At 41.9% G+C, this 26,580-nt stretch carries 26 protein-coding genes, 3 tRNA genes and 1 CRISPR repeat array; of the genes, 11 read left to right on the top strand and 18 right to left on the bottom strand.

Annotation, left to right across the window (positions count from 1 at the left end):
• Position 1: 1 nt before the first annotated feature.
• The 9 genes from PY04_RS05705 to PY04_RS05665 all read right to left on the bottom strand — a co-directional run bounded on the left by PY04_RS05705 (position 2) and on the right by PY04_RS05665 (position 6,161).
• A complete protein-coding gene (locus PY04_RS05705) occupies positions 2-688 on the bottom strand; it encodes an aspartate racemase (RefSeq protein ID WP_014734191.1) in 687 nt (228 codons plus the stop codon).
• Positions 685-1,200: a cob(I)yrinic acid a,c-diamide adenosyltransferase gene (locus PY04_RS05700; RefSeq protein WP_014734190.1), complete on the bottom strand. Its 516-nt coding sequence runs from the start codon at positions 1,198-1,200 to the stop codon at positions 685-687. The genes PY04_RS05705 and PY04_RS05700 overlap by 4 nt, the downstream gene beginning before the upstream one ends.
• 22 nt (positions 1,201-1,222) lie before the next feature.
• Positions 1,223-2,176, bottom strand: coding sequence for a transglutaminase-like domain-containing protein (locus PY04_RS05695; RefSeq protein ID WP_014734189.1), 954 nt, complete (start codon positions 2,174-2,176; stop codon positions 1,223-1,225).
• Position 2,177: 1 nt separating this feature from the next.
• Entirely contained in the window at positions 2,178-2,771 is a 594-nt protein-coding gene (locus PY04_RS05690) for a lysine exporter LysO family protein (RefSeq protein ID WP_014734188.1), read from the bottom strand.
• Positions 2,768-3,013, bottom strand: coding sequence for a hypothetical protein (locus PY04_RS05685; protein ID WP_014734187.1), 246 nt, complete (start codon positions 3,011-3,013; stop codon positions 2,768-2,770). The genes PY04_RS05690 and PY04_RS05685 overlap by 4 nt, the downstream gene beginning before the upstream one ends.
• On the bottom strand, positions 3,010-3,450 hold the full coding sequence (locus tag PY04_RS05680) for a hydrogenase maturation protease (protein WP_014734186.1): 441 nt from the start codon (positions 3,448-3,450) through the stop codon (positions 3,010-3,012). Before PY04_RS05680 ends, PY04_RS05685 begins: the two co-directional genes overlap by 4 nt.
• Positions 3,451-3,525: 75 nt before the next feature.
• Positions 3,526-3,930 (bottom strand): Zn-ribbon domain-containing OB-fold protein, encoded by a 405-nt coding sequence (locus PY04_RS05675; RefSeq protein ID WP_014734185.1) that lies wholly within the window; start codon positions 3,928-3,930, stop codon positions 3,526-3,528.
• 1 nt (position 3,931) lies between these two features.
• Positions 3,932-5,098: a thiolase domain-containing protein gene (locus PY04_RS05670; RefSeq protein ID WP_014734184.1), complete on the bottom strand. Its 1,167-nt coding sequence runs from the start codon at positions 5,096-5,098 to the stop codon at positions 3,932-3,934.
• 10 nt (positions 5,099-5,108) lie between these two features.
• Complete coding sequence (locus PY04_RS05665) at positions 5,109-6,161, bottom strand: hydroxymethylglutaryl-CoA synthase (protein ID WP_014734183.1); 1,053 nt, start codon at positions 6,159-6,161, stop codon at positions 5,109-5,111.
• Between the two features lie 250 nt (positions 6,162-6,411).
• Here PY04_RS05665 and PY04_RS05660 point away from each other — a divergent pair, with 250 nt between their 5' ends.
• From PY04_RS05660 to PY04_RS05620, 9 genes are read left to right on the top strand one after another with little or no spacing between them, the layout of a single operon-like run.
• Complete coding sequence (locus PY04_RS05660; RefSeq protein WP_014734182.1) at positions 6,412-6,969, top strand: pyruvate/ketoisovalerate ferredoxin oxidoreductase subunit gamma; 558 nt, start codon at positions 6,412-6,414, stop codon at positions 6,967-6,969.
• Positions 6,970-7,019: 50 nt separating this feature from the next.
• Complete coding sequence (locus PY04_RS05655; protein ID WP_014734181.1) at positions 7,020-7,346, top strand: 3-methyl-2-oxobutanoate dehydrogenase subunit delta; 327 nt, start codon at positions 7,020-7,022, stop codon at positions 7,344-7,346.
• Between the two features lie 11 nt (positions 7,347-7,357).
• A complete protein-coding gene (gene porA, locus PY04_RS05650) occupies positions 7,358-8,542 on the top strand; it encodes a 2-ketoisovalerate ferredoxin oxidoreductase subunit alpha (RefSeq protein ID WP_014734180.1) in 1,185 nt (394 codons plus the stop codon).
• A gap of 5 nt (positions 8,543-8,547) precedes the next feature.
• Positions 8,548-9,483 carry a 3-methyl-2-oxobutanoate dehydrogenase subunit beta gene (locus tag PY04_RS05645; RefSeq protein ID WP_014734179.1) on the top strand — a complete coding sequence of 312 codons (936 nt, stop codon included), beginning with the start codon at positions 8,548-8,550 and terminating at the stop codon, positions 9,481-9,483.
• 53 nt (positions 9,484-9,536) lie between these two features.
• Complete coding sequence (gene porD, locus PY04_RS05640; protein ID WP_014734178.1) at positions 9,537-9,854, top strand: pyruvate synthase subunit PorD; 318 nt, start codon at positions 9,537-9,539, stop codon at positions 9,852-9,854.
• A 16-nt stretch (positions 9,855-9,870) separates the two neighbouring features.
• A complete protein-coding gene (porA, locus tag PY04_RS05635; RefSeq protein ID WP_014734177.1) occupies positions 9,871-11,061 on the top strand; it encodes a pyruvate synthase subunit PorA in 1,191 nt (396 codons plus the stop codon).
• A gap of 10 nt (positions 11,062-11,071) precedes the next feature.
• Entirely contained in the window at positions 11,072-12,067 is a 996-nt protein-coding gene (gene porB, locus PY04_RS05630) for a pyruvate synthase subunit PorB (protein ID WP_014734176.1), read from the top strand.
• Between the two features lie 45 nt (positions 12,068-12,112).
• The gene (locus tag PY04_RS05625; RefSeq protein ID WP_048056036.1) at positions 12,113-12,904 is read left to right on the top strand and encodes a hypothetical protein; all 792 of its coding nucleotides are present in this window, start codon (positions 12,113-12,115) and stop codon (positions 12,902-12,904) included.
• Positions 12,882-15,395: a CDC48 family AAA ATPase gene (locus tag PY04_RS05620; protein ID WP_014734174.1), complete on the top strand. Its 2,514-nt coding sequence runs from the start codon at positions 12,882-12,884 to the stop codon at positions 15,393-15,395. The genes PY04_RS05625 and PY04_RS05620 overlap by 23 nt, the downstream gene beginning before the upstream one ends.
• Positions 15,396-15,416: 21 nt before the next feature.
• On the opposite strand, the gene PY04_RS05615 is transcribed toward PY04_RS05620, so the two are convergent.
• The 7 genes from PY04_RS05615 to iorA form a co-directional block, all read right to left on the bottom strand.
• Entirely contained in the window at positions 15,417-16,682 is a 1,266-nt protein-coding gene (locus PY04_RS05615) for an McrC family protein (RefSeq protein ID WP_167884984.1), read from the bottom strand.
• Between the two features lie 8 nt (positions 16,683-16,690).
• Positions 16,691-18,541, bottom strand: a complete 1,851-nt coding sequence (locus tag PY04_RS09385) for an AAA family ATPase (RefSeq protein ID WP_014734172.1) — start codon at positions 18,539-18,541, stop codon at positions 16,691-16,693.
• Positions 18,525-18,899: a nucleotide pyrophosphohydrolase gene (locus tag PY04_RS05605; RefSeq protein ID WP_014734171.1), complete on the bottom strand. Its 375-nt coding sequence runs from the start codon at positions 18,897-18,899 to the stop codon at positions 18,525-18,527. The genes PY04_RS09385 and PY04_RS05605 overlap by 17 nt, the downstream gene beginning before the upstream one ends.
• A gap of 127 nt (positions 18,900-19,026) precedes the next feature.
• Positions 19,027-20,007: a hypothetical protein gene (locus PY04_RS05600; protein ID WP_014734170.1), complete on the bottom strand. Its 981-nt coding sequence runs from the start codon at positions 20,005-20,007 to the stop codon at positions 19,027-19,029.
• Positions 20,008-20,139: 132 nt separating this feature from the next.
• Positions 20,140-20,217, bottom strand: a tRNA-Val gene (locus PY04_RS05595).
• 11 nt (positions 20,218-20,228) lie between these two features.
• Positions 20,229-20,306, bottom strand: a tRNA-Ala gene (locus PY04_RS05590).
• Between the two features lie 62 nt (positions 20,307-20,368).
• Positions 20,369-21,067: direct repeats of the CRISPR family, unit length 30 nt; unit sequence CTTTCAATTCTTTTTTAGTCTTATTGGAAC.
• A gap of 473 nt (positions 21,068-21,540) precedes the next feature.
• Positions 21,541-23,379: an indolepyruvate ferredoxin oxidoreductase subunit alpha gene (gene iorA / locus PY04_RS05585; RefSeq protein WP_048056035.1), complete on the bottom strand. Its 1,839-nt coding sequence runs from the start codon at positions 23,377-23,379 to the stop codon at positions 21,541-21,543.
• Between the two features lie 59 nt (positions 23,380-23,438).
• On the opposite strand from iorA, the gene PY04_RS05580 reads away from it, so the two are divergent.
• Positions 23,439-24,887, top strand: coding sequence for an amidohydrolase (locus tag PY04_RS05580; protein ID WP_014734168.1), 1,449 nt, complete (start codon positions 23,439-23,441; stop codon positions 24,885-24,887).
• Here the strand turns inward: PY04_RS05580 and PY04_RS05575 are convergent.
• Both PY04_RS05575 and PY04_RS05570 read right to left on the bottom strand, forming a co-directional pair.
• On the bottom strand, positions 24,870-25,607 hold the full coding sequence (locus PY04_RS05575) for an RlmF-related methyltransferase (RefSeq protein WP_014734167.1): 738 nt from the start codon (positions 25,605-25,607) through the stop codon (positions 24,870-24,872). The two genes, PY04_RS05580 and PY04_RS05575, sit on opposite strands and share 18 nt — an antisense overlap.
• 27 nt (positions 25,608-25,634) lie before the next feature.
• Positions 25,635-25,709: transfer RNA gene (locus tag PY04_RS05570), tRNA-Arg, on the bottom strand.
• A 63-nt stretch (positions 25,710-25,772) separates the two neighbouring features.
• Between PY04_RS05570 and mtnP the strand changes: the two genes are divergently transcribed.
• On the top strand, positions 25,773-26,570 hold the full coding sequence (gene mtnP, locus PY04_RS05565; RefSeq protein ID WP_014734166.1) for an S-methyl-5'-thioadenosine phosphorylase: 798 nt from the start codon (positions 25,773-25,775) through the stop codon (positions 26,568-26,570).
• Positions 26,571-26,580: the final 10 nt, after the last annotated feature.

The following is a 26,580-nucleotide window of genomic DNA, read 5'->3' as shown; positions in this document are numbered from 1 at the left end:
CTCATTCTTCTAGAGCCTTTTTGACTGCAACTTCAGCAATTACATCCATCGGGTCTATAAGAGGAACATCTAAGTCTTCTGGTTTTAGAACAACACTAACCTCAGTACATCCAGCAATTATACAGTCCGCTCCTCTCTTCTCTAAAGTCTTTGCAATTCCCAAGAGAAGTTCTCTCCCAAGCTCCAAGTTGCCTGCCTTTACTCCATCATAAATGCCTTTCATAACGATTTCTTGCTCTTTTTCACTTGGAATTAAAAGGGATATTCCAAATTTCTTGAGGGCTTTGTGATAAACTCCACTGACTATGGTTCCAGTAGTAGCTAGGAGGCCAGCCTTGTTACAGCCAATTTCTCTGAGCTTCTTTGCTGTCTCCTCAACCATGCTAATAATCGGGACCTTTATCTCTCTTTGAATATCCTCAATAAAAGCGTGGGCAGTATTACACGGCATTATTATAAAGTCAACTCCACATTCCTCGAGTTCTTTAGCAGTCCAAATAAGGTAGGGTCTTGGATCCTCGCCTTTGCCAAGTATAAATGCAGTTCTGTCAGGAATTTGTGGATTGTTGTATATCACTATCTTTGGGTGATCTTGGTCTCTTTTCGCGGGGGTTTTCTCCACTATTCTTTTAAAAAGCTCCACAGTAGCTAGGGGTCCCATTCCACCTAATATTCCGATGATCTTCATTTTACCTCCCTCAGTTTTCCTTCTCTTATTTCAATCTCTCTAGCCAAGAGGAATAGGAGATCACTTAGGCGGTTGAGATATACTAAGCTTTTCTTACCAATACCAAATTCTCTAAGAACTGTGGCAATTTTTCTCTCTGCTCTCCTTGTTATTGCTCTGCATACATCGAGCTTGGCGCTTGCTAAAGACCCTCCAGGGAGTACGAAGCTTTTTAGTTCGACTTTATGTTCGTACTCTTCTATTAGCTTCTCAAGCCATTTTACTTCTTCTTCTGTTATCCCTTTTATTTTTCCCTTACTTCCAAGCTCACCCATTATCTTGTAGATATGAATTTGGATAGTGTCTATTATTTCCCTAATATTCTCATCAACGTAGTGCCTGGCTTCTCCCAAGAAGCTCGTGAGTTCGTCGAGTGTCCCATTAGCTTCCGTTATTGGAGAGTCTTTCCAAACTTCATCTCCACCAAAAAGCCTTGTTGTTCCTTTATCCCCAACTTTTGTCGTGACTTTCATGTCCCATCGCCAAGATTAAGTTTCATCTTCCTAAGAAAAGCTTAACTACAAGATCTTGGTCTTCCCAGTAAGTGTATATCCAAAATATTCTATGTTTTTTAACGTCTTCCTTAACATCTTCTTCAGATAATATTTCCTCCAATATCATCTCAGCATATTGTTTGCTAAAAGTTGGGTGATAAACAACCTTAAGGTCATTAAATCTGAATATCCATACTTTTCTTTCTTTGAATCCTGGAGGAATAGATATTCTGAGTTCTTCTCTTGGAAATAGAAGGGTTTTATTTTTGAACATTCCAACTAGTATCTTGCTCAGTTTATATGCATCAAAATATGTGGGGTTATAATCTTCATTTCTAAAATCTGGCACAGTAAGCAAACCTGTATATAGAACATTTCCTGGTTTTTGAACTTCATATACCTCAGCTTCGGTGATTATTTTTCCCTCTTTCGCAAATTCAACCCAGTAACTTCCCAAATCTTTAGGTGGCAATCTTTGGTCAAGAACAAAGGTGGTATTATCAATTTTCACGGCGACGGCTGAGTGCATTATTGGGGTCTCTGCGAAGTGAATAAGGAGAACATATACTGGGGTTATATTTAATGCCAACAGTATTCCAGCTGTTAAGACAGTATAGTCCGTGCATACACCCTTTCTCCTTTTTAGAAATTCTGATGGTCTCAATATAATCGAAGACTTCTTTTCGTTATCATATTCAAAATATTCTCCTTCCCACTTTAACAAATCCCAGATTACCTGAGCTTTGCTAGAACTGTTGAACTTTTCAGAAAGGTTTAGGAGTATTGGCCAATCTTGCTTTATATAGCATTCCAACGCCTGTGTTAGGTTGGATGTTGTACATTCTTCAGGGGCTACTACTTTTGTTACGGGAGAGTTAGTTGGAGGACTTATTATGCCCAAACATCCGGAGGAAAGTACAATGATCACAACAATGAATGCCAAAATCTTATTCACTCTACCCACCTGCCGCTAGTGTTGCGAGAAGGGGAACTAGAAATGGGACTAATAGGCTAAGTATGAACCCATGGATAAAAGCTAGCATTGTGATGTCCTTTCCTCCAAATTTTACGATAATTGGAAGTGTTGTATCCATCGTTGTTGCCCCACCGATTGATATCGTGACCTCTCTACCAAGTTTTGTTGATAAGGTTGGATATAGTACAACTGTGGCCACTTCCCTGAGAAAATTTGAAAGGAATCCAACAACTCCGTAAAAGGCTGAATACTGCCCAATGAATGGGCCAGTAAAAGAATACCACCCAACTCCAGCACTCGCAACAATCACCCATTTTATGTCGAGGTTGAGGATGAGAGATGCTAGCACTCCCCCAAATATTGACCCTATCAGAGTAGCTATGGGGAGGAGGAGTCCTCTCCAGGATAAATTTTTCTGCAATTCTTTTAGCTTTCCGTTCATTCCAATGTCAAGCCCTATTATGAAGACCAGGATGTAGAGAGCAATTTCATACAGGTTACCAGCATTTATTCCAAACTTGCCAGCTATGTATCCAGATATTAAGGCTATTATAACAGCTATCATGAACTTCATTGACGTTCCCTCCAAAGCACTAGTGCAAGACTTAAGCTACCAGCAATTGTAAACATCGCCAAAACCATGGAAATCAAAAGTGCATTTATTGCATTTATTTTAACATTCCCAGCTTTAATGCCCATTAAGAACACTAGAACTATTACTGCAATTGACATCAGCATTTCAGTATTTAACCTTCCCCTATCCCTTAGTATGTAACCAATGAGAATCCCAAAAATTAAGGGCACTAAAAAGTTCATTCTGCTATCCTCCTTATGACCTTTATTGCCTCTGGAACAGCTCTCTCCACCTCAGGGCTGAGGTTAAGTCCAAGTTTTATTTCTCTAATTGTTATCCCTACAAAATGAAGTTCAGCATTTTTTAGCCTTTCATCAATTGACATGAGAAGTTTAAGACCTTCAATGGCTCCCATAAAATGAGCACTTCTAATTTCTGCCTTAAGCTTCTCAAATATTTCCTTTCCTTTTAAGTGAATTATCTCCCCAGGGGTATCAGACAAAATTGCATCGATGATTATTATCTTCCTTTCTCCTCTATAGACTCGCTGAAGTGAAAATATATCCGTTCCAAGTTCTTCTACTCTGTATCCTAATTTTTTGAGCTCTCTGCCAACTCTAATTCCCACCCCATCATCTCCCATAACTTCATTTCCTAGGGAGACTATTAAGATGGTCATCAAAAAGTACTGAATAAAAGGTATTAAAAAGCTGACCTTCCTCCTAAATACTTGCGTTTTAAAAATTAAAAAAGGTCATTTAAGAACAGGTCTGAACTTGTAGCCATACAAAATCAAGCCATCTTCCTCAAACTCCCTTATTTTCCTGGTAACCATTTCAACTTCCATACCCTCTTTTATTTCCTCAGGGTCTACATCAGTTAGCTGGGCTAGTATAACTGGCCCTTCTTCAAGCTGAATAAGGGCAATTGGATAGGGCTTATAGTATTCAAAACCACTTGGGGGGTTCCTGACCAATGTCCAAGATATTACCTTACCTTTTCCACTGAATTCAAAATCCTCAACATTCCTACTGCCACATACAGGACATACAGGTCTTTTAGGGAAGAAAACATGTCCATTTTCACATTTTCCACCTATAAGCCTGTACTTCTCTTTGAAGTGTCTCCAGTATCGGGAAACCTGCATTGGCCTTCCCATTTCAGACCCTCCTTAAAACTGTGACAGTTATATTCGATCCCGTACCTCCTATATTTTGAGTTATACCAATCTCAGCGTCTGGAACTTGTATTCCGTTTGGAGCTTCACCTCTTAGCTGAAGAACAGCTTCTACTGTTTGGTATACCCCCGTCGCACCAACAGGGTGTCCTCTGGCCTTAAGACCGCCCATGGTCTGGATTGGATAGTCTCCATCAATTGCTATTTGTCCTTCTTTGGCTAATTTAGCACCTTCTCCCTTCTTTGCAGCTCCGAGAGCCTCTAAGCTTAATGCGGCCATTACTGTAAAGGCATCGTGAACCTCAAAGAAATCTACTTCCTCTGGAGTAATGTTTGCCATCTTGTATGCCTTTTCTGCAGCTATTTTAGCAGCTTTCAGAGTTAGGAGATCCTCTCTATTTGCCAAGTTAATTGTGTCAACAGCTCTACCCATTCCTGCCACTTCAACCCATTTATCCTTTGGAACTCCAAGCTCCTTTGCTTTTTCTGGAGTTGTTATTATAACGGCCGCAGCACCGTCACATACGGGAGAAGCATCGAATAACTTAAGCGGATCAGCTACGTACGGACTCTTCATAACAGTTTCAACTGTTATTGGCCTCTTAAACATTGCATAGGGATTTTTCGCTGCATTTGCATGTGCATTTACTGCGAATAATGCAAGATCCTCCTCGGTATAGCCATATGTATTCATGTAGTGCCTCATTATTAGGGCATTAAGAGCAACGAAGCTTGCTCCGTGGAAGAGTTCCCACTCTGCATCGCTAGCATATGCCAAATACCTAGTTGCATCGCTTGGCCAAGCATCGGTCATTTTTTCAACTCCAACTACAAGAACTACATCCTCCAATCCACTAAGTACTGCCTTAACACCTTCTTGGACGGCTGCCCCACCAGAAGCACAAGCCGCCTCGATTTTTACTGCTGGAATGTTTCCAAGTCCTGCCCAATCAGCTATTAAAGCACCTAGATTTTCTTGTTCAATGAATGGTCCAGAGGCCATATTCCCGACGTATAATGAATCTACCTTATCTATACCCGCATCATCCATTGCATTCAAAATTGCCTCGACGGCAAGATCCCTTAAGGCAAGCTTCCAATGCTCTCCAACGGGGGTCATTCCAACGCCAATTATTATGGCCTTTCTCATTTCAACCACCTCATAGGATATACTTTCTCCTCGCCTTCGCATACAGTGCGTAGTCTATTACTTTCCTCCTCTTTACATAGTCCTGAACTTTTGGAGCAAGATCTCTCTTTTCCTCTATTGCATCTTGGACAACTATACTAAAGGCGTCACTTCCTGCCCCAGAGCCAAAACTCACCCAGAGAATCCTATCTCCTGGCTTGGCTATGTCTAAGACTGCAGAAATGCCAACCATCGTTGCCCCGCTGTAAGTGTTTCCTATCTTTCCAGTTAGAAGTCCAGGTAGGACTTTCTCCTTCGGTATTCCAAGTATTTTTGCAGCTGTAAGGGGGAATTTGACGTTTGGTTGGTGGAAGACTGCATAATCGAAGTCGTTGGGGGTTAGTCCTAGTTCATCCATCAGTGTTTTTGCTGCGGTAATTACATGGTGGAAATATGCGGGTTCTCCAGTAAACCTGTTTCCGTGTCTTGGATAGTGTTCATGTTGCCTCCTCCAAAAGTCAGGGGTGTCTGTAACATATGAATAGCTTCCCTCAAAGTAAGCAACAGTTTCTGAACTCTTCTCCCCAATTATGAATGCAGCACCTCCAGCACCAGCTGTAAACTCCAAATGGTCCCCAGGCCTTCCTTGGGCTGTATCAGCTCCTATGGCCATTGCATATTCTGCCATTCCCGAGGCTACGAAACCTATAGCAGCTTGTAACGCCTCGGTTCCGGCTTTACATGCAAACTCAAAATCTGCCGCCTCGAGGTCTGGTGTTGCCCCAATTGCTTCTGCTATAATGGTTGAGGAAGGCTTCACCGCATACGGTTTGCTCTCACTTCCAAACCAAATAGCCCTAATTTTTCTTGGATCGATTCTAGCTCTCTTTAAAGCATTCCTAGCTGCTTCGATCCCAATTGTCACAGCATCTTCATCAAGACCTGGTACAGCTTTTTCTTCAATAGGAAAGTTAGAAACTCCCCAAACTCTCCCTATCTCCTCATTCCTTATTCTGTACATGGGGACATAGGCTCCATAACCAACGATGCCAATCTCTTTAGCTGGCTTTAGCAGTTTGCTCATTGACCACCACCTTCGCAAACTTTCATTAGAATTAACTTTCGTATGTGGAGGGCTTGAAAATTATAAAAGGCTTTCGGTGAAAGCCAAATCGACCTTCGTTAATTATCGAAATGTTAAATAAACATTTTTCAACGAAAGGTTTGACAATTGACGTGAAGGTTTTCACTATACACCGAAAACTAAATAAATAGGACTCGGTCAAACCAAAAATGAGCCAGATCAATTGAAAAATTTTAAGGAGGCATTGAAGATGATAGAGATACGTTTTCACGGTAGAGGAGGACAAGGTGCAGTTACAGCCGCAAACATTCTCGCAGAGGCTGCATTTCTAGAAGGGAAGTATGTTCAAGCATTCCCCTTCTTTGGAGTCGAAAGGAGAGGTGCTCCTGTTACAGCATTCACAAGAATTGATGACAAACCAATCAGGATTAAGACCCAAATCTATGAACCAGATGTTGTTGTAGTCCTTGATCCTTCTCTTCTCGAAACTGTAGACGTGACAGCTGGCCTTAAGGATGATGGAATTGTTATCATAAACACCGAGAAAAGCAAGGAAGAAGTCCTTGAAAAGCTCAAAAAGAAGCCAAAGAAGCTTGCACTAGTGGATGCAACAACAATAGCTCTAGAAGTTCTTGGCCTCCCAATTACAAACACGGCAATTCTTGGTGCAATTGCAAAGGCTACTGGACTAGTTAAGATTGAGAGCATCAAGGAGGCAATCAAGGACACATTCTCCGGAGAGCTTGGTGAAAAGAACGCTAGAGCAGCCCAAGAAGCTTTTGAGAAGACACAAGTGTTTGAGCTTTAACGTCCTTTAGTTTTTGCTCTCTTATAACCCTCTTCCGGGAGGTTTGGAAAGTGGTAGACGTAAATACACTCTTCGGGAAGACAAAAGAGGAAGCAAAACCGATTTCTCCTAAGTCTGTAGAAGAATATCCAGAAGCTCCCATTAGTTTGGGAACAACCTTAGTGAACTTTACTGGAGATTGGAGAACTTTTATGCCTGTAATCGATGAATCTAAGTGTGTGAAGTGTTATATATGTTGGAAATTCTGTCCTGAGCCTGCAATATTCATAAAACCAGATGGTATGGTTGCAATAGACTATGATTATTGTAAGGGTTGTGGAATTTGCGCAAATGAATGTCCAACGAAGGCAATAGCTATGGTGAGAGAAGAGAAGTGAGGTGTAAGGACATGGAGTATAAGCCGATTAAGAAAGTTGTAAGCGGTAATTATGCGGCTGCCTATGCAGCCCTTCATGCAAGAGTTCAGGTAGTTGCAGCTTATCCCATCACACCTCAAACGAGCATTATTGAGAAGATAGCAGAGTTCATAGCTAATGGTCTGGCTGACATCCAATATATTCCCGTGGAGAGTGAGCACTCCGCAATGGCCGCATGTATAGGAGCATCAGCAACGGGAGCAAGGGTCTTCACGGCTACTTCCGCCCAAGGTTTGGCCCTCATGCATGAGATGCTTCACTGGGCAAGTGGTGCTAGGTTACCAATAGTCATGGTCGATGTTAACAGGGCGATGGCTCCTCCTTGGAGCGTTTGGGATGACCAAACTGACAGCCTTGCTCAAAGAGATACTGGGTGGATGCAATTCTATGCGGAAAATAACCAGGAAGTTTACGATGGTGTTCTCATGGCATACAAAATTGCAGAAACAGTAAACCTTCCTGCAATGATCGTCGAGAGTGCCTTCATTTTGAGTCACACCTACGATATAGTTGAGATGATACCACAAGAACTCGTTGATGAGTTCTTACCACCCAGAAAGCCCCTTTACAGCTTAGCGAACTTTGAGGAACCATTTGCAGTTGGTGGCCTAGCAACTCCAAACGACTACTACGAGTTCAGGTATAAGATAGCAAAGGCAATGGAGGAGGCTAAGGACGTTATAAAGAGAGTCGGTAAGGAATTTGGAGAAAAGTTTGGCAGAGACTATAGTGAGATGATTGAGAAGGCCTACATAGATGACGCTGACTTTGTCTTCATGGGAATGGGATCCCTAATGGGAACGGTAAAGGAAGCCGTCGACATGCTTAGGAAGGAGGGCTACAAAGTTGGGTACGCTAAAGTTAGGTGGTTCAGGCCATTCCCAAAGGAGGAACTAATTGAAATTGCCGAGAGCGTGAAAGGTATAGCTGTTCTAGACAGAAACTACTCCTTTGGCCAGGAAGGCATACTCTTCAATGAGGCAAAGGGTTCGCTCTATAACGCCTCTGCTCACCCGCTCATGAAGAACTATATAGTCGGGCTAGGAGGAAGAGACTTCACGGTAAAGGATGTTAAGGCAATAGCCGAGGACATGAAGAAGATTATTGAAAAGGGTAAAGTTGAGGAGGAAGTTGAGTGGTATCATCTTAAGAGGTGAGAAAGATGGAGGTTCCTGAGAATATTAAAAAGAGGCTCACCATTCCATTTGAAGAGCATTTTTACGCTGGTCACACTGCATGTCAAGGATGTGGTGCTTCCCTGGGGCTTAGATATGTCCTAAAGGCCTATGGAAGGAAGACCATAGTTGCAATTCCTGCATGTTGTTCAACAATTATTGCTGGTCCTTGGCCATACTCAGCCTTAGACGCTAATCTCTTCCATACAGCATTCGAAACTACGGGAGCTGTTATAAGTGGAATCGAGGCGGCTTTGAAGGCACTAGGTTACAAGGTCAAAGGAGAAGACGGGATTATGGTTGTAGGATGGGCCGGGGACGGTGGAACTGCAGATATAGGCCTTCAAGCACTAAGCGGATTCCTCGAGAGGGGTCACGATGCAGTCTATATAATGTATGATAATGAGGCTTACATGAATACTGGTATTCAGAGGTCAAGCTCGACCCCCTACGGAGCATGGACTACAAATACACCTGGAGGGAAGAGACACTTCCTTGAAAAGAGGCACAAGAAGAAGGTTATTGACATAGTTATAGCACACAGAATTCCATATGCAGCCACTGCAAGCGTTGCATATCCTGAAGATTTCATAAGGAAGCTGAAAAAAGCTCAGAAGATTCCAGGCCCAAGCTTCATCCAGCTCTTTGCTCCCTGTCCAACTGGATGGAGATCCCCAACAGACAAGACAATAGAAATAGCGAGACTCGCGGTTCAGACTGCATACTTCCCACTCTTTGAATACGAGAACGGAAAGTACAAGATCAATATGCCAAATCCAAAGAAGGAACCGAAACCAATCGAAGAATTCCTAAAGCTTCAGGGCAGATTTAAGTACATGACTAAGGAGGACATTGAAATACTTCAAAAGTGGGTTCTTGAAGAGTGGGAAAGGTTAAAGAAACTGGCCGAAGTGTTTGGTTGATTCCTCCTTAATATATTTAAGTCTCGTGGGATAACTCACTTGAGGTGGTAGGTATGGCTGAGAGTCCGTTTAAGGCGGATATAGAAAGGGCACAAAAAGAGCTAACAGAAAAAATGACGCCGGGAGCAATAGTCTATCTTCCTGGGAGTAGCGTCATTAACAAGACTGGTTCCTGGAGAGTTTTTAAGCCCGAATTTAACAAAGACAAGTGTGTAAGGTGCTTCCTCTGTTACATCTACTGTCCAGAGCCCGCAATATACCTCGATGAAGAAGGGTACCCAGTTTTTGACTACGACTATTGTAAGGGTTGTGGAATCTGCGCAAATGAGTGCCCAACCAATGCTATTGAAATGGTTAGAGAAGTGAAGTGATGTGGGGTGGTGTGTGATGCCGATTAGAACTGTTATGAAGGCTAATGAAGCAGCCGCTTGGGCTGCCAAGCTTGCTAAGCCTAAGGTTATAGCAGCATTTCCAATCACACCTTCAACTCTCGTCCCTGAGAAAATTAGTGAATTCGTAGCAAACGGAGAACTGGACGCAGAATTTATCAAAGTTGAGAGCGAGCATTCAGCAATCTCAGCTCTTGTTGGAGCCGCCGCAGCGGGAGTTAGAACGTTCACAGCAACAGCTTCACAAGGTTTGGCGTTAATGCATGAAATTCTTTTCATTGCGGCTGGAATGAGACTGCCAATAGTTATGGCAATTGGAAACAGAGCACTTTCAGCCCCAATTAACATATGGAACGACTGGCAGGATACCATAAGCCAGAGAGACACAGGATGGATACAATTCTATGCAGAAAACAACCAAGAAGCCTTAGATTTAATCTTAGCAGCTTACAAAGTTGCAGAAGATGAGAGAGTTCTTCTCCCAGCCATGGTTGGATTCGATGCATTTATACTAACTCACACAGTTGAACCAGTTGAGATTCCTGACCAAGAGGTAGTTGACGAGTTCTTGGGAGAATACGAGCCCAAACATGCGTATCTCGACCCACAGAGGCCAATAACTCAGGGAAGCCTAGCATTCCCAGCTCACTACATGGAGGCAAGGTACTTAGTATGGGAGGCCATGGAAAGAGCCAGAAAAGTCATTGATGAAGTGTTCGCAGAATTTGAAAAAACATTTGGAAGGAGGTATCAGAAGATTGAAGAGTACAAGACCGAGGACGCAGATATTATCTTTGTAACAATGGGGTCACTCGCAGGAACACTCAAAGAATGGGTTGACAAGAAGAGGGAAGAAGGCTACAAGGTTGGAGCCGCAAAAATGACAGTTTACAGACCGTTCCCAATTGAGGAGATAAGAGAACTTGCAAAGAAGACCAAAGTCCTCGCATTCATAGAAAAGGATATTAGTATGGGGCTTTATGGAGCTGTATTTATCGACGCCTCAGCCGCCCTAATTAACGAAACCGAGAAACCAATTCTTCTCGACTTCATAGCTGGTCTTGGTGGAAGGGACGTGACCTTTGCCCAGCTTGATGAGGCTCTCAGCATAGCGGAGAAGGCTCTCAAAGAGGGTAAGGTTGAGAAGCCAATTAGTTGGATCGGATTGAGAAAGGAACTTTTGGAGTGAGGTGGTAAAAATGGCAGCTAGGAAACCTCCTGTCACACTTCGTGAGTATTGGGCTCCCGGTCACGCTGCATGTGCTGGATGTGGATGTGCAACAGCATTAAGGCTTGCAACAAAGGCATTTAGTGAGGCAATGGAGGAGAAATATGGAGATCCTAATGCCTTCGCAATAGCCCAGGCTACTGGATGTATGGAGGTTGTTAGTGCGGTCTTCCCATACACTGCTTGGAAGGTTCCATGGGTGCATGTAGCATTCGAAAATGCTGCCGCAGTAGCCAGTGGTATTGAAGCAGCATGGAAGAAAAAGGGGATTAAGGGCAAAATACTTGCAATAGGTGGAGACGGTGGAACTGCAGATATAGGTCTTCAAGCTCTCTCTGGAATGCTTGAAAGATGGCATAACGTTGTATATCTGATGTATGATAATGAGGCTTACATGAATACTGGTATTCAGAGGTCAAGCTCGACCCCCTACGGAGCATGGACTACCACTTCACCACCTGGAAAGTACTCAGTTGGTGAAGACAAGCCGAAGAAGTGGGTAGCCCTAATTGCAGCCGCACACCAGATACCCTACGTTGCTACCGCAAGCATAGGTAATCCGTTTGACTTTATAAAGAAAGTTAAGAAGGCAGCAAAAGTAGATGGCCCAGCATTTGTGCAGGTTCACTGTACCTGCCCAACAGGATGGAGAACCCCACTCGAGAAAGGTATTGAGATTGCTAGATTAGCTATTGAAACCGGAATGTGGCCGCTCTTTGAGATCGAAAACGGTGACATCTGGAACATAAAGATCCAACCACCAGGAGGAGGCGCAAAGGTTCACAAAGAAGGTGGAAGGGTAGTTAGAATAGAATTCAAGAAGCCCATTGAGGAGTATCTTAAGCTACAGGGAAGATTCAAGCACTTGTTCAAGAGACCCGAAGCCATAGAGGAACTCAGAAATCAAATTAAGGCCATGTGGAAAGTTCTTGGAGTTGAAGCAATCCTTCCAAAGCCTGAGGAGTGACTTCTCCCTTAACATTTTTATTCTCTTCTTTTCATTTTCCTATCGATGCGAGTAGCAATAATGACAAGTGACCCAAGGGTGTATTATATAGCTTCGAGAGTTTTGAAAGAGAACAAGATCCCATTTTACAGCCTAAAGATCACTGACAAAATTCCCTTCGATGTTGAAGTTATAGTAACCAGTGAAAAAGATAGCAAAGAAATAGACTTTCCAGTTAAGATAATAGTTAGGGACGAGACATTTATCGACGAACTTCTTCTCAAATTAGAAGGAAAAAAGAAATTCAAGACAGTTTTTATCGCAATAGATCCTGGAGAAAGACCCGGAGTTAGCGTCGTGGCTGATAACCGGGTTCTAGAAGTATATCATCTGAAAAGTCCTAAAGACATCGACGTAATAATTCAACTATTAGAAAAATACCCAGGAGCCAAAATCAAAATTGGGCACGGAGCAAAGAGACATAGAGTAATGATGCTCAAAAGCCTTGCAAAAATCCTAGGAGAAGACTATCCGATAATACTGGTCAACGAGAAGGGAACAACACCCAGAGTTGGTGGAGTTGAGAGCTGGGCAATCCAAGACATAGTGGCATCGATAAACATAGGGCTAAGAGAAGGAAGAGAGGTTAAGATCAGAGAGCTAATAAAGGGAGACAAAGTTACCAAAGGAGAGATAGAGAATATAAAGGCAAGGAGTAGAATATTAAGTGGGGGTAAAATAACGATATCATCCGAACTAGCGAGAGAAGTTGCCCTCGGAAATATTACAATAGAAGAAGCTATTGAAATACAGAAGAAAAGAATGAGGTGGGAAAATGATCCTAGGAAGAGGAGATGAAAGGGTAGACGAAATAAAGTTAAGAGTTGCTGAAGCTTTGAAGTGGGATGTTGGTAGAGGGATAGTAAGATTTGATAGATCATATCAAAGAAAACTTGGAGTAAGTTCTGGAGATATAGTTGAGATAGAAGGTGAAAGAGTTACTGCAGCAATAGTTGCGAATGCTCATCCAGATGACAGAGGACTGGACATAGTTAGAATGGACGGATACATAAGAAAGAACGCTGGAGTAAGCATAGGAGACTATGTAACCATAAGGAGGGCCCAGGTTAAAGAGGCCAAGAAAGTAGTCCTCGCACCGGCACAAAGAGGAGTAATTATTCAAATCCCAGGAGATGTTATAAAAGGCAACCTTCTCGGGAGACCCGTTGTCAAGGGAGACATCATAGTTGCAAGCGGAAGGAGCGAGCTCTATTCTGGAAATCCCTTAGATGAGATATTCCGGGGATTCTTCGAGGCGATGTCAGTAGGGTTTGGAGAGCTCAAGTTCGTAGTCGTGAACACGGTTCCCAAAGGGATAGTTCAAATAACTTACAATACCGAAGTTGAAGTACTGCCACAGGCTGTTGAGGTAAGAGAAGAGAAAGTACCAGAAGTTACATACGAAGACATAGGTGGTCTCAAAGATGCTATCGAGAAGATAAGAGAAATGGTTGAGCTTCCATTAAAACACCCAGAGCTCTTTGAAAGATTGGGTATTGAGCCTCCTAAGGGTGTTTTGTTGTATGGTCCGCCGGGAACTGGGAAAACGTTACTGGCCAAAGCCGTTGCTAATGAGGCTAACGCCTACTTCATAGCGATCAACGGTCCAGAAATAATGAGCAAATACTATGGGGAGAGTGAAGAAAGACTGAGAGAGATATTCAAGGAGGCTGAGGAGAATGCCCCAGCAATAATATTCATTGACGAAATCGATGCAATAGCACCAAAAAGAGAGGAAGTTGTGGGAGAGGTTGAGAAACGCGTAGTCTCACAGCTATTGACCCTAATGGATGGATTGAAGAGTAGAGGAAAAGTAATAGTAATAGCAGCGACGAACAGGCCTGATGCTATTGATCCGGCTTTGAGGAGGCCGGGTAGGTTTGATAGGGAGATTGAGGTCGGTGTTCCAGACAAGCAAGGAAGAAAAGAAATCCTACAAATCCACACAAGAGGAATGCCAATAGAGCCCGATTTCGACAAGGATAGTGTTATAAAAGTTTTAAGAGAGCTTGAAAAAGAAGAGAGATACGATAAAAGCTTAATATCACGGATAATCGAGAAGATCTCAAAAGCTTCAAGTGAGGATGAAATAAGGCAGATCCTCAAAGAGGAGGGGAAGATATACGTTGATGTTAAAGCCAAGTTGATAGATAAATTACTCGACGAGCTCGCTGAGGTCACTCATGGTTTCGTGGGTGCTGATCTTGCCGCCCTCGCAAGAGAGGCAGCAATGGTGGTTTTAAGGAGATTAATCAAAGAAGGAAAGATAAACCCAGAAGCCGAGACAATACCAAGAGAAGTTCTTGAAGAACTTAAGGTCACGAAGCAGGACTTTTATGAGGCTTTGAAGATGGTTGAGCCTTCTGCTTTGAGGGAGGTGCTTATTGAGGTGCCTAATGTCCACTGGGATGACATTGGCGGCCTAGAAGACGTAAAACAAGAACTAAGAGAAGCAGTAGAATGGCCATTAAAGTTTCCCAAGGCGTTCAAAAAGCTTGGTATCAGCCCGCCTAAAGGTATCTTACTCTATGGTCCACCGGGAACAGGAAAAACACTGTTGGCCAAAGCAATAGCAACAGAAAGCCAAGCAAACTTCATCGCGATAAGGGGTCCAGAAGTGCTGAGCAAGTGGGTCGGCGAGAGCGAGAAGAGAATAAGGGAGATCTTCAGAAAAGCTAGGCAAGCTGCTCCATCCATAATATTCATAGATGAAATTGACGCGATAGCTCCAGCTAGAGGAACAACAGAAGGCGAAAGAGTTACAGATAGGTTAATTAATCAACTTCTAACTGAAATGGATGGAATTCAAGAAAATAGCGGGGTTGTTGTTATTGCAGCCACTAATAGGCCTGATATACTAGATCCGGCATTGCTGAGACCGGGCAGGTTTGACAGGCTGATACTTGTGCCTGCACCGGACGAGAAGGCAAGACTAGAGATATTCAAGGTCCACACGAGAGGAATGCCCCTCGCAAAGGATGTCGATCTCAAAGAACTTGCCAAGAGAACAGAGGGATACACAGGAGCTGATATAGCTGCACTAGTTAGAGAAGCTGCAATGAACGCTCTGAAGAGAGCAGTGAGTACCCTCCCTAAAGAAATCGTGGAAGAAGAGAAAGAGGAGTTCCTCAACAAATTAGTTGTTACCAAGAAGGACTTTGAAGAAGCCCTCAAGAAAGTTAAACCAAGCGTTACGAAATATATGATGGAATACTATAGACAGTTTGAAGAGACAAGAAAGAAAGTGAGTGGTGAAGGCGTGAAGGAGCCGGACTATTTCACTGGATGATCTTAGTTTTTAAAGTTGGCTTTATGAAAATGTTTTCAGAATTTCTTCTATTGTATCTTTTATCTCCCTAGGCAGAACTACCCTATCTTTTTGTTTGGGAATTTCTGAGAGATCAAATGGCAGAATAACGATTTTATGATTATCAAAAAATTCAAGCTCTTCCTTGGTTAGCCATTCATTGAAATTCTCTCTCTTAGGATATATAAGAACAACATCTGTATCTGCCCTCCGAGAATATGCATAAATTTGATATAAGTCGCAACTTTTGATTAACTCATCTTCTGAAATTTCCTTATACTTCACTTCAACTATTAGTTTTATCTTATTATCCTTCTTAATCACGATATCCGGCCTTACAGAAATACCTTTGTTTGGTACTAAGTTCCCAATGTACTCCTCTTCCTTGACCTCATATTGTGAAAATTCCTTTTTAATAGCTTCGTAAACATATTTCTGGAATAAATGGTTCATGTCTACAAAGAATCCAAAAGTTTTTTCTTCCCCAAAAATTCCACCAAATCCAAATAATAAAATAACAGCCAAGTTAAAAGGCACCTTAAATCTCTCATTAAGGCGGGTGAAATGAATTCTCTCCACATGAGATTTCAATATTTTCGTTGGAATGACGTCACTAAATATTAAAATTAACTGGCTTAGTAACTTTTTGTTAATGTTAAGCCTAGTCTTTCGTAAGGCTAGTAGGGTAGTAGCATAGAAAATCCGATTCAGAAGGTTATCTTCTGTGAAATCATAATATTCAACACTAAACGTATGTATCTGATGTGGAAGTTTTCTAATTTGGCGTGTGAGTAGAAGTTTTCCCCTAAAGAACTTTTCCTCGCTTTGTACCTCCACGTATTCGCGATAATACCCTCTCTCTATTTCCTTCCAGAGAGTTTTGGCAAAAAGATAGATAAAAACTTCATGAAGACCATTTTGAAGACCCATCTGGAGGAGCTTTGTTAGTTCTTTTTCTTTAATTCCAAGATTATAACTTATATCCAGCATTTTCAAGAATACTGCAAGAGCCTCTGCCTTCTTTTTCTCCTCTAGCTCCTGTTCATTCCGGTATATCTTGGGTAGTACCTGAATTTGTAGCGAATCCAGAAATGCAAACCCAACATAGCTTTTTGCCTTTAAATAATCTGCATAAAGGGTAAAAATCCCATCATCTTCATTTTTGAAATTATAGCTTCTATTTAGCTCCCTTATTCTCTGAATTACACGCGGATCCTGGAGTTCTTTTCTTGTAGAATAATAAACCCTGTCGTGCTCAAAAATAGTCAACGGCTCCATTAACCTCCCTCACTACCTCGCTTAGACTGTCCTCGGTCTGCTATTTCTTTTAGAGCCTCGACAAACTCTTTATTACTGAGGTTTTTCTTTATGTCGTAAATACGTGTCCCGTTAAATGAACCCACTTCCTGAATAAACGGTGAAATGATCTCTTTTAGACTGTCCCAGTCGTTGTAGAAGTACTCTTGAAGTAGTGGGATAATCTCATTATACCAGACAAAGCGGAGATCATCTAGGCTTTTGACTTTCAAGAAATAGCTGTGGCCGATCCTATGATCCCTGTCCTTGAGAGCAGCAATACGGAGATTTAACTCTTCTAGCAGACCCTTAAGAATCTCATTGTCTCCTAATATTTTAAATAACTCATCTATTGAGGCATTGATTTTTTCAAACTCCTCTTTCGAGACGGACTTTTCCCATAGCTCTAACAATTTGTCCTTAGACAAAAGCTTTGGTTTTGGCTCAAATTCAAAGAAAGCAAATCTCCTTCTCAGTGCCACATCGAGAAGAGCTATGCTTCTATCAGCAGTGTTCATCGTTCCTATGATATAAAGATTGGGAGGCACGCCAAACGGCTCTCTAGAGTACGGTAGCGTTACGATCAATTCATTTTCTCCTCCAATACGCTTGTCTTTCTCAAGAAGTGTTATTAGTTCACCAAAGATCTTGCTTATATTGCCACGGTTAATTTCGTCAATAATGAGATAGAACTTTGGAGCTCCTTTGAAAAGACCTTTTCTATTTTCTTTTGACAGCAAGAATTCCCACAACTTCTCTTTAAGTTCATGATATTTTGTGTAATCCTCAATTTTAGCATTTGGCTTTAAATAGGCAGAGAGCTCCTCGACAAACTCTGGAAGCGATCCCTCGTCATTTTTGTTGGCATTTTTGAGGGCTTCTTTGAGGGCTTCAACTACAGCTCTAAGAGCTATCTTCTTGAAGATCCCATCTTCAACAACATAAGTAATATTCTCTCCTTTGCTAACTGGCCTATACCCCTCGATGAATTCTTCATAGCTATAGGACTGATGGAAAGTAATAATCTCCCATTTGTCTCCAGGTTTTTCATCCCCCGTAACTGTTTTAACATAATTAAGAGCAAACCACGTCTTTCCAGTACCAGGTGGTCCATATAAGATTACCTGTCCTTTATTTTCAAGAAGCTTAGTTATTGCTTGGTACTCATCAACTGGAACTTTAGTTGAACCCTCAGAGGAGTTTGCAGGGAAAGTTAGCTTCGAAGTTTGAGAAAGCATTAAATCCACTATCTGTTTTATATCTTCATATTTTTTGCTCATAACACTCCCCCGCCCAAAGTCATATTTAATTATGTCTGGACTCTCTAAAATCCCTAGATTTGAGATAATCAACGTCATCTTCCTGCCATCTTTGGAGTTATATGCGTTTTTTAATTCTGCGAGTTGCTCTGTAGAAACGCTTTTAAGTCGGTTTAGAACGTCTGGAACTACAGCTATAGGTGTTACTTTCAGACGATATCTCCATATTCCCGCTATGGAACCCCCTTTCTGGGGCATTTCGCCTGGCCAGTATTCTTGGTTTTCTTGGAAGGTGTCACTCACAACCCCGATCATGAAGACGCCATAATACTCTCCACCATTTTTGTTTGTCTTAAACAGAACAACGTCGCCCTCTTTTAGGGTACTCCAGTAATTTCTATGAGAGTCATTTAGTCCCCATATCACCCATTTTTTACTGGTTTTTCCACTAATATCATACATCCAGTCGATCAGGCTCCAACTCCAATGAACCTTTGTGCCCTGGAAGACGTGAACTTTCTCAACTTTTCCATTCTTAAGTTTTGAAAGAATTTTTTCAACCTCTATACTCATTTTCCCTCAACTCCGTGTATTTCATGAATTTCCCCTTTACGAGCTCAACAGGATATTTTCTCTTATTCTTCTCTAGCTTTCTCAATATGGCATCTTCCAGATCAATGCCTAACTCATTAGCAAGCAGAAAAGTATAGATGGCAACATCGGCAAGTTCATCTGCAATTTGCTCTTTTTTCTCAGGATTTTTAACATCTTGGAGAATTTCATCGTCAGTTTTCCACTGAAAGTGTTCAAAAAGCTCTCCAATTTCAATTATCAATGAAATAGCTAGGTTCTTTGGGGTATGATATTTCTTCCAATCTCTCTCATCTCTGAATTTTACGATCTTTTGTGTAATATACTTTATAGAGAACATTGCTATCTCCAGAATAATGTCTGCCTAGCATAGGCCTTTTATAATTATCGGTAGTATCTGACCATTATATGAAATAAATTAAATTATGTTTACAGACAGGACTTGATAACTCTGAGATAAAGCTTTGTCACTTTAATTTTCTGAACAACTCTTCACATTCAGCAATACTCTTTACATCCACTCTGTTAGAGGAGATAAGTCTTACAGTCTCTACAAGATTAGGTTTTTTGTTTTCTATAACTAAAACTCCTCTTCCAGTAATTTTAGCGAGATTAAGGACACTACCAATACTGTGCTTATCAAAAGTTCCCAATTCAACTTCAAAAGCCAACACTTCAATTGGGCTAATGTCTCTAATCGGGGTAACTCCTAAGGAGTTCAAAAACTCCTTAAACTGGATCTCAGTATTAGCAGGCAATTCTAGAAGCCATACAACATCGTGACGAATAAAAGTTACCCTCCTCTCAAACCTTTTCAGCCATTTTGGAGTGTATTCAATCACAGAAATAAAACCATGTTTCTTCCCGAATTCTGTCAACTTCTGCATTACATTATTGTGGAGATTATCCCTCAAACGTGGAGTTTTGAACAGTAATGGTTCCTTGATATGGGACACATCACTATGAGAGTTTTTCATGTTATAAATGACTTTTTGAAGCTCTTTAATTGAGATAACAAAAGCATCACTCACTCCAGAGAAATGTTTTAAAGTTCTTGCTATTCTTTCGGCTCTTTCTTTATGCATGTAATCTGGATGTTTTGGGTTTTTACTAGGAACAACGTTAAAGGAGTATCTAAATCCAGCAAGCTTTAGATTCCAGATTTCGCTCATGATTGTTTTCGAAGTGGCATCCAGAGAGGTGATTTCAAAAGCTGCATATGGATACAATGCTTTTGAACCTTTCCAGTAAGGCCACAAGTCATATACTCTGTATATAGCTGAGGATTGTGCTTCTGAGAGCGGATAGAACCATACTACATCGATTATTGGTGAATATCCAGGATAGAGGTTTTCTAGAGGATACTCCTTTGTAGCTAAAAACCCGAATTTGTTTCCCAATTGGACAAGCTCATTTTGTAACTCAGTATGGAGGGTAGCTGGGCTCATTCATAACACTTCCTCTGACAAAATAAGATAGCATACACTATCCAAAAGCTGATAATTCCCAATTTTGTATTCTTTCATGTTATTTAAGGTTCGCCTTATATTTCAGAATTTGGGGAATATTTTTAAGTTGAATGGTGGGCCCGCGGGGATTTGAACCCCGGACCTCCACCTTGTCAGGGTGGCGTCATAACCAGTCTAGACCACGGGCCCGCCCAAATTTGTGGTGGACCGGCCGGGATTTGAACCCGGGGCCTCCGCCTTGCCAAGGCGGCGCTCATACCAGGCTGAGCTACCGGCCCACCGTCCGTCATTTTCTTCTTTGGTCTGGATTTATAAAGTTTACTATCAAGATGCTTTTTAACTCAATCAATTCCTTTAGCCTTGTTGAAACCTTCCCCCTTTTGTAGCCCTTTTATTCCTTTCAATTCTTTTTTAGTCTTATTGGAACAGTTCCTGACTGCCTCACAGTCTCGAACTGAATCGGCCTTTCAATTCTTTTTTAGTCTTATTGGAACCAAACCCGCAGCTCGAGGGTAAGATACTCCAGAACCACGCTTTCAATTCTTTTTTAGTCTTATTGGAACTCAGTTTCACATTCCAAATCGCATTTGCTACCTCCTCCTTTCAATTCTTTTTTAGTCTTATTGGAACTTATAGACGTCTATTCCATTGAGAACATGATTGAAGACTTTCAATTCTTTTTTAGTCTTATTGGAACGGGGCGTACCAAAGTACCAAGCCGTCAAAAGGAGGGCTCATCTTTCAATTCTTTTTTTAGTCTTATTGGAACGACGCCCAGGTTTATTATACTACTACAGAGGACACGGCTTTCAATTCTTTTTTAGTCTTATTGGAACTTGCCTCGATGTGGTAGTATTCGCTCGTGTCGATGTACTTTCAATTCTTTTTTAGTCTTATTGGAACAGGATGGCTTGTCGGTTTTTCAAGCTATTTGGATACCCTTTCAATTCTTTTTTAGTCTTATTGGAACCCGTGTCTAATGTCACGTATTGAGTGCAACATTGACTCCCTTTCAATTCTTTTTTAGTCTTATTGGAACAGGGGGCTTTTTTGGTGTTTTTTGTTTTTACATTATTCTCTTGATTTTTTATAAGGTTTTTGCTGGAGGGGGCTTTTTAGGGTTGGATGAATGCCTAGAGAAGAGAACTCTAAACAGTTCTATCATCCAAAACAACGCCTTGTGAATCCTCTACCCTCAAGTAAGTTTTGAACAGTGTTAAACTCCAATGGTCAATCATAAGAGTAAACTCAAAATCAAGGCACGGGAGTATAGTACTTTCCAAAACTCTAGGTTTCCATAATGTTTAGGGTTTTTGGAGGGTTCTAGTGGTTCCTCTAAAAATTTTGAAAAAATTTCGTGATGGTTTTTGGGATTAATTATTACGGATTGTAATATTCTAACGATTGATTACTAAAGCCCTCCAATCCACTCTCGAGGAGTTAATTTTGAAGTGAAGGGCTTAGAGAAGAGTAAAACCAAAAACAACCCAAAACACCAAAAACCGAAAAAATTTAGAGTTCACTTGGGAATTTAATTGCATCGAATGGACAGGTTTGATTACACAGGCCACACCCTGTACATATTAAGTTGTCAATCTTGACCTTCCGAGTTTCTGGGTCGTATACCAATGCTGGACATCCGGTTAGGAGTATGCACGCTTTGCATCCAGTACACTTATCTTCAATTACCACTGGGATTTCTCCAATTTCACCTCTCCTTATAACTGGAATTACACATTCTCTTCTTGCTATTATCACCGCAGGTCCTTTAACCCTCATTGCCTCTTTTATTGCCTCCTTTGTCTCCTTTAGATTATATGGATCTACTGTTTTAACGTACTTGACCCCAATAGCTCTAACAAGAGCCTCTATGTCAATTTCAGTAAAATTCCTTCCTGTTTCGCTTCCACCTGTTCCTGGATGTGGCTGATGGCCAGTCATTGCCGTTGTTCTGTTGTCTAATATTAGAACGAGAACATCTAAGTTCTTGTAAACTGCATCGATAAGAGGCTGTATTCCATTATGGAAGAATGTGGAATCTCCAATTGTAGCTACTACTTTCTTTCCAAGGGCGACGCTTTGGCCATTGGCCAAACTTATGCTTGCTCCCATAACGAACTCTGTCCATATGGCCTCTAATGGGGGAAGTAAGGACAGAGCATAGCATCCTATATCCCCATGGATTGGGATGTCAAACTTCCCATAGCCTAATTCCCTGAGAGCGTCGAGTAACGCTCTGTAGCTTCCTCTGTGCGGACATCCTGGACACATAACTGGGGGCCTTTTAGGAGCTAAAGCTTGGGCATCTTCGACCTCTTTAGGGAGTTTTAGTTCCTCCTCTTCTTTGCCCAAAAGCTTAAGGAGGGCGTTTCTAACTAACCTGGGGGTAAGCTCACCTTCGAGGGGTAGATGACCCGTTCTCTTTCCGAAAATTGGCACTCTAAGTCCCTCTTCATACGCAACTATTTTGATCTCTTCCTCCAAGAATGGTGCTCCTTCTTCGATTACTATGACCCTTTTGACACTTTTCAAGAATTCAATAACGAGTCTCCTTGGGAGGGGATGAGGGGTTGACAGCTTTAAGATCTTAAAGTTTTCTCCAATCTCAGGGAGAACTTCCTTAACGTAATTATACGGAGCTCCCTCCACAATTATTCCTATCTCACCCTCTCCCTCAATCCAGTTGAATTTTAAAGCGTTAAATTCATCCTCAATTTTTCTTAATGTATCATTTAGCCACTTGTGCCTCTTTCTGTTTCCTTCCATGCTTGCCCTTACGTACCTCTCTATGTCCTTCTTGAAGTGGGGCTTTCTTTCTAGAGTTTTAAACTCGCCAACCTCTACATCGGCCGTTGTATGGTTAACTCTCGTAGTTGTCCTAAATATTACTGGAACCTTGTACTTCTCACTGAGCTCGTAGGCGTATATGATTAAGTCGTGAGCCTCTTGAGGGTCATATGGTTCAAGCACGGGAAGTAGAGAAAGTTTTCCATAGTACCTATCATCTTGTTCAGTCTGGCTTGTGTGAGGGCCAGGATCGTCCGCCACTAGAATAACTAATCCTCCCTCAACACCCGAATACGCTAGACTCATTAGGGGATCAGCTGCAACGTTGAGACCCACACACTTCATTGTTACCAAACTTCGCAATCCTGCATACGAAACACCAGCAGCTTCTTCTAAGGCAACCTTTTCATTTGGTGCCCATTCAGCGAAGACTTCTGGTTTTAGCCTTGCTATTGTCTCAATTACTTCCGTCGAGGGGGTTCCGGGGTAGCCTGTAGCAAACGCTATTCCAGCTTCAAGGGCTCCGTAAGCTATGGCCTCGTTACCCATGAGAAGCTTCTTCACGTTTAATCACCAATCTTAAGGTGTTCGCGAAAGTTAAAAATTTTCATCATATAAAATACATGGTGGTGAGGTTGGAGGCCCTCATAAACGGAACAATTTATACATCTTTTAGTCCACTAAGAAAAGTTTCTGGGCTTGTAATCGCAAATGGAAGAGTCATATACGCTGGAGATTCAGAAACAGCCAGAAGCATTGCTGAAGCTACTGGTGGAAAAATTACTGATCTCCAAGGGAAGTACGTCATGCCCGCGTTCTTTGATTCTCACATTCATCTCGATGAACTTGGAATGAGCCTTGAGATGGTGGATCTAAGAGGTGTTAAGAGTATTGAGGAGCTCGTTGAGAGAGTAAAAAGCGGGGAAGGCAGAATAATTCTCGGCTTTGGATGGGATCAGGATGAAATTGGTAGATGGCCAACCAGGGAAGACCTTGACAATATAGACAAGCCGGTGTTCCTTTATAGGAAGTGTTTCCACGTTGCTGTGATGAATTCTAAAATGATTGAGCTCCTAAATCTAAGTAAGACTAAAGATTTCGATGAAAATATGGGAATAGTACGAGAAAAAGCACTGGAGGAGGCTAGGAGAATAATAAATGAGAGAATACTAACAGTTGAGGATTACAAAAGGTTTATAGAAAAGGCTCAAGAGCACTTAATAGAGCTGGGTGTTCTGTCTGTAGATTTCATGAGCGTAGGTGAGAAGGCATTAAAGGCTCTCTTCCAACTTGATAGAGATGGAAAACTTAAAATCAACGTTTTCGCTTACTTAAATCCAGAGTTACTAGAGTGGCTTGAGGAGATGAACTTCGGAAGGTTTGAAGGGAAAAAATTGAGAATCTGGGGAGTTAAGCTGTTCGCAGATGGAAGCCTCGGAGCAAGAACTGCCCTTTTAAGTGAAACCTATTCAGATGATCCCTCAACTTCTGGTGAGCTCGTTTCTACAAAGGAGGAGCTGGCTGATATTATTGAGAGAGCAAAGCTCCTCAAGTTAGATGTTGCGGTTCATGCTATTGGTGATGGAGCACTGGACGTTGTGCTCGATGCTTTTGAAGAGACGAACTTCGCAGGAAGAGTTGAGCACGCTTCTGTTGTAAGGGATGATCAGTTGGAAAGAATAAAGGAGCTAAACGTTAGACTGTCTGTGCAACCCCACTTTATAATAAGCGACTGGTGGGTTGTTAAGAGGGTGGGAGAGAAAAGAGCTAGGCTTGTATATAGATTTAAAACACTTTCTAAGTACGCTCCGATAGGATTTAGCACAGACTCTCCAATTGAGCCTGCAGACCCATGGTTGACAGTTGAGGCAGCAGTAAAGAGAGGAGAGGGAAAGGTTGAGCTATTTGAGTATACAAGGGAGGAAAAAGTTAGTGTTGAGGGGGCCCTTCACTACTATACCGCAGGTTCTGCAGAGGTTTCACTTGCTGGGGGCTTAGGAAAGCTCGAACCAGGGTTTGTTGCAGAGTACATAGTGCTTAATAGCGATCCATTGCTAAAGTTTAAGGATTAAACTGTGTCTCCACCTTGTCCCTACTCTGAACCTTATATCTCTAATAGAGTACCCAATCTCCTCGGCCTTATTCTTTATCTTTTCTAACAGACTTTCCTTATCTGGGAGGAAGAGTGCAACTTTGCCCCCTGGATTGAGATAATCAATAGCTTCTTCTATTAGCCTAATGGAGAATCCCTCCCCATATTCCCCTCCCCCTATTGCTTCCCCTTCAGTGAGAACGTTTCCTTTCTGCCTGTCATAGTATGGAGGGGCTGAAAATATTACGTCAAACCTCTCGCTAATTAGGCCTTTTATTATTTCTCCATGACTTTTTACTAATTTGACACCAGCTTTGTTCCTTTTAATGTTCTTCAGGGCATATTCAAAGAACTCATCGTCTATTTCAGTTGCAGTCACATCACACCCAAATATCTTTTCAGCTAAGAGGGCCATTAGGGCTGTATGTCCGGTTCCGATTTCAAGAACTTTTTCTCCCCCCTTTAGAAAGGTTTTTAGAAATATGTACCTGGAAATTGGAGTTGTTACGAGACCTTTTGGGTGATACTCAAGTTCAAGGCCGAATAAGGCTCTTGCAATAGCCTTGTTATATAAGATCCTTGCCTGCCTGTTAGAAAAGTCTAGCCTTCCCTTATCATCAACATAATAAGCTAGTTCTGGGACTATTTTTATGGCTTCCTTTATTGGAAGTCCCAGTTTTCCATCTTTCCACAGGATCATGCTTGTTAGCCCCAAAAATTGTTCTAGCGGGCCGGCCGGGATTTGAACCCGGGACCTCCGCCTCCGGAGGGCGGCGTTCTGTCCTGGCTAAACTACCGGCCCACCCATTGTCATCTCATTAGGACGATTTTAAAACAGTTCCGCATAAGTATAGTTGGTGATATAATGCCTAGAGTAGCCGTTATAGGTGGGTCTGGAGTTTATGACTTTCCAGCAGAAGAGAAGAAAGAGAAAACAGTAAAGACTCCCTACGGTGATGTGCTAGTGTCCATTGGAAAAGTAGGAGATGAGGAAGTTGCGTTTTTAGCAAGACATGGAAAAGGACACTCAATTCCTCCTCACAAGATAAATTATAGAGCCAATATTTGGGCCCTTTATGAGCTTGGGGTTGAGAGGATAATAGCAACATCTGCAGTAGGTTCACTGAATCCAAATATGAGACCAGGAGATTTCGTTATTCTTGATCAGCTTATGGATTTCACAGTATCAAGGCCGAGAACTTTCTATGATGGGGAGGATAGTCCTCATGATAGGAAGTTTGTTGCACACATTGACTTTACTGAGCCCTACTGCCCAGAAATTAGGAGGGCTTTAATAACAGCTGCAAAGAACCTTGCCCTTCCCTATCACCCTAGGGGAACTTACGTATGCACTGAGGGACCAAGGTTTGAAACTGCAGCTGAAATTCGGGCATACAAGATTCTTGGTGGGGATGTTGTTGGAATGACACAGTGTCCAGAGGCGATTTTAGCCAGGGAACTTGAGATGTGCTATGCGAGCGTTGCAATAGTCACAAACTATGCGGCGGGAATAAGTAAGCAGAAATTAACCCATACTGAAGTCGTTGAACTAATGAAGAAAAAGACTAAGGAAATAGTTTCCCTAATAATTGCTGCAATTCCTTTAATTCCAAAAGAGAGGAAATGTCCGTGCAAGGACGCACTTAAGGGAGCAACTGGATAAATCTTTTTAT

The organism is Pyrococcus sp. ST04, from assembly GCF_000263735.1.
Taxonomy (GTDB): domain Archaea; phylum Methanobacteriota_B; class Thermococci; order Thermococcales; family Thermococcaceae; genus Pyrococcus.
This window is presented reverse-complemented; position numbering and strand designations above follow the sequence as displayed.

Coding starts and splice junctions, on each gene's coding strand:
- PY04_RS05660 (WP_014734182.1), top strand. CDS start 6,412: ATGATAGAGATACGTTTTCACGGTAGAGGAGGACAAGGTGCAGTTACA.
- PY04_RS05690 (WP_014734188.1), bottom strand. CDS start 2,771: ATGAAGTTCATGATAGCTGTTATAATAGCCTTAATATCTGGATACATA.
- porA (WP_014734180.1), top strand. CDS start 7,358: ATGGAGTATAAGCCGATTAAGAAAGTTGTAAGCGGTAATTATGCGGCT.
- PY04_RS05575 (WP_014734167.1), bottom strand. CDS start 25,607: ATGATCCTGTGGAAAGATGGAAAACTGGGACTTCCAATAAAGGAAGCC.
- PY04_RS05665 (WP_014734183.1), bottom strand. CDS start 6,161: ATGAGCAAACTGCTAAAGCCAGCTAAAGAGATTGGCATCGTTGGTTAT.
- PY04_RS05680 (WP_014734186.1), bottom strand. CDS start 3,450: ATGACCATCTTAATAGTCTCCCTAGGAAATGAAGTTATGGGAGATGAT.
- mtnP (WP_014734166.1), top strand. CDS start 25,773: ATGCCTAGAGTAGCCGTTATAGGTGGGTCTGGAGTTTATGACTTTCCA.
- porB (WP_014734176.1), top strand. CDS start 11,072: ATGGCAGCTAGGAAACCTCCTGTCACACTTCGTGAGTATTGGGCTCCC.
- porA (WP_014734177.1), top strand. CDS start 9,871: ATGCCGATTAGAACTGTTATGAAGGCTAATGAAGCAGCCGCTTGGGCT.
- PY04_RS05625 (WP_048056036.1), top strand. CDS start 12,113: ATGCGAGTAGCAATAATGACAAGTGACCCAAGGGTGTATTATATAGCT.
- PY04_RS05600 (WP_014734170.1), bottom strand. CDS start 20,007: ATGAGCCCAGCTACCCTCCATACTGAGTTACAAAATGAGCTTGTCCAA.
- PY04_RS05670 (WP_014734184.1), bottom strand. CDS start 5,098: ATGAGAAAGGCCATAATAATTGGCGTTGGAATGACCCCCGTTGGAGAG.
- PY04_RS05685 (WP_014734187.1), bottom strand. CDS start 3,013: ATGAACTTTTTAGTGCCCTTAATTTTTGGGATTCTCATTGGTTACATA.
- PY04_RS05675 (WP_014734185.1), bottom strand. CDS start 3,930: ATGGGAAGGCCAATGCAGGTTTCCCGATACTGGAGACACTTCAAAGAG.
- PY04_RS05580 (WP_014734168.1), top strand. CDS start 23,439: ATGGTGGTGAGGTTGGAGGCCCTCATAAACGGAACAATTTATACATCT.
- PY04_RS05700 (WP_014734190.1), bottom strand. CDS start 1,200: ATGAAAGTCACGACAAAAGTTGGGGATAAAGGAACAACAAGGCTTTTT.
- porD (WP_014734178.1), top strand. CDS start 9,537: ATGGCTGAGAGTCCGTTTAAGGCGGATATAGAAAGGGCACAAAAAGAG.
- PY04_RS09385 (WP_014734172.1), bottom strand. CDS start 18,541: ATGAGTATAGAGGTTGAAAAAATTCTTTCAAAACTTAAGAATGGAAAA.
- PY04_RS05705 (WP_014734191.1), bottom strand. CDS start 688: ATGAAGATCATCGGAATATTAGGTGGAATGGGACCCCTAGCTACTGTG.
- PY04_RS05605 (WP_014734171.1), bottom strand. CDS start 18,899: ATGTTCTCTATAAAGTATATTACACAAAAGATCGTAAAATTCAGAGAT.
- PY04_RS05620 (WP_014734174.1), top strand. CDS start 12,882: ATGATCCTAGGAAGAGGAGATGAAAGGGTAGACGAAATAAAGTTAAGA.
- PY04_RS05645 (WP_014734179.1), top strand. CDS start 8,548: ATGGAGGTTCCTGAGAATATTAAAAAGAGGCTCACCATTCCATTTGAA.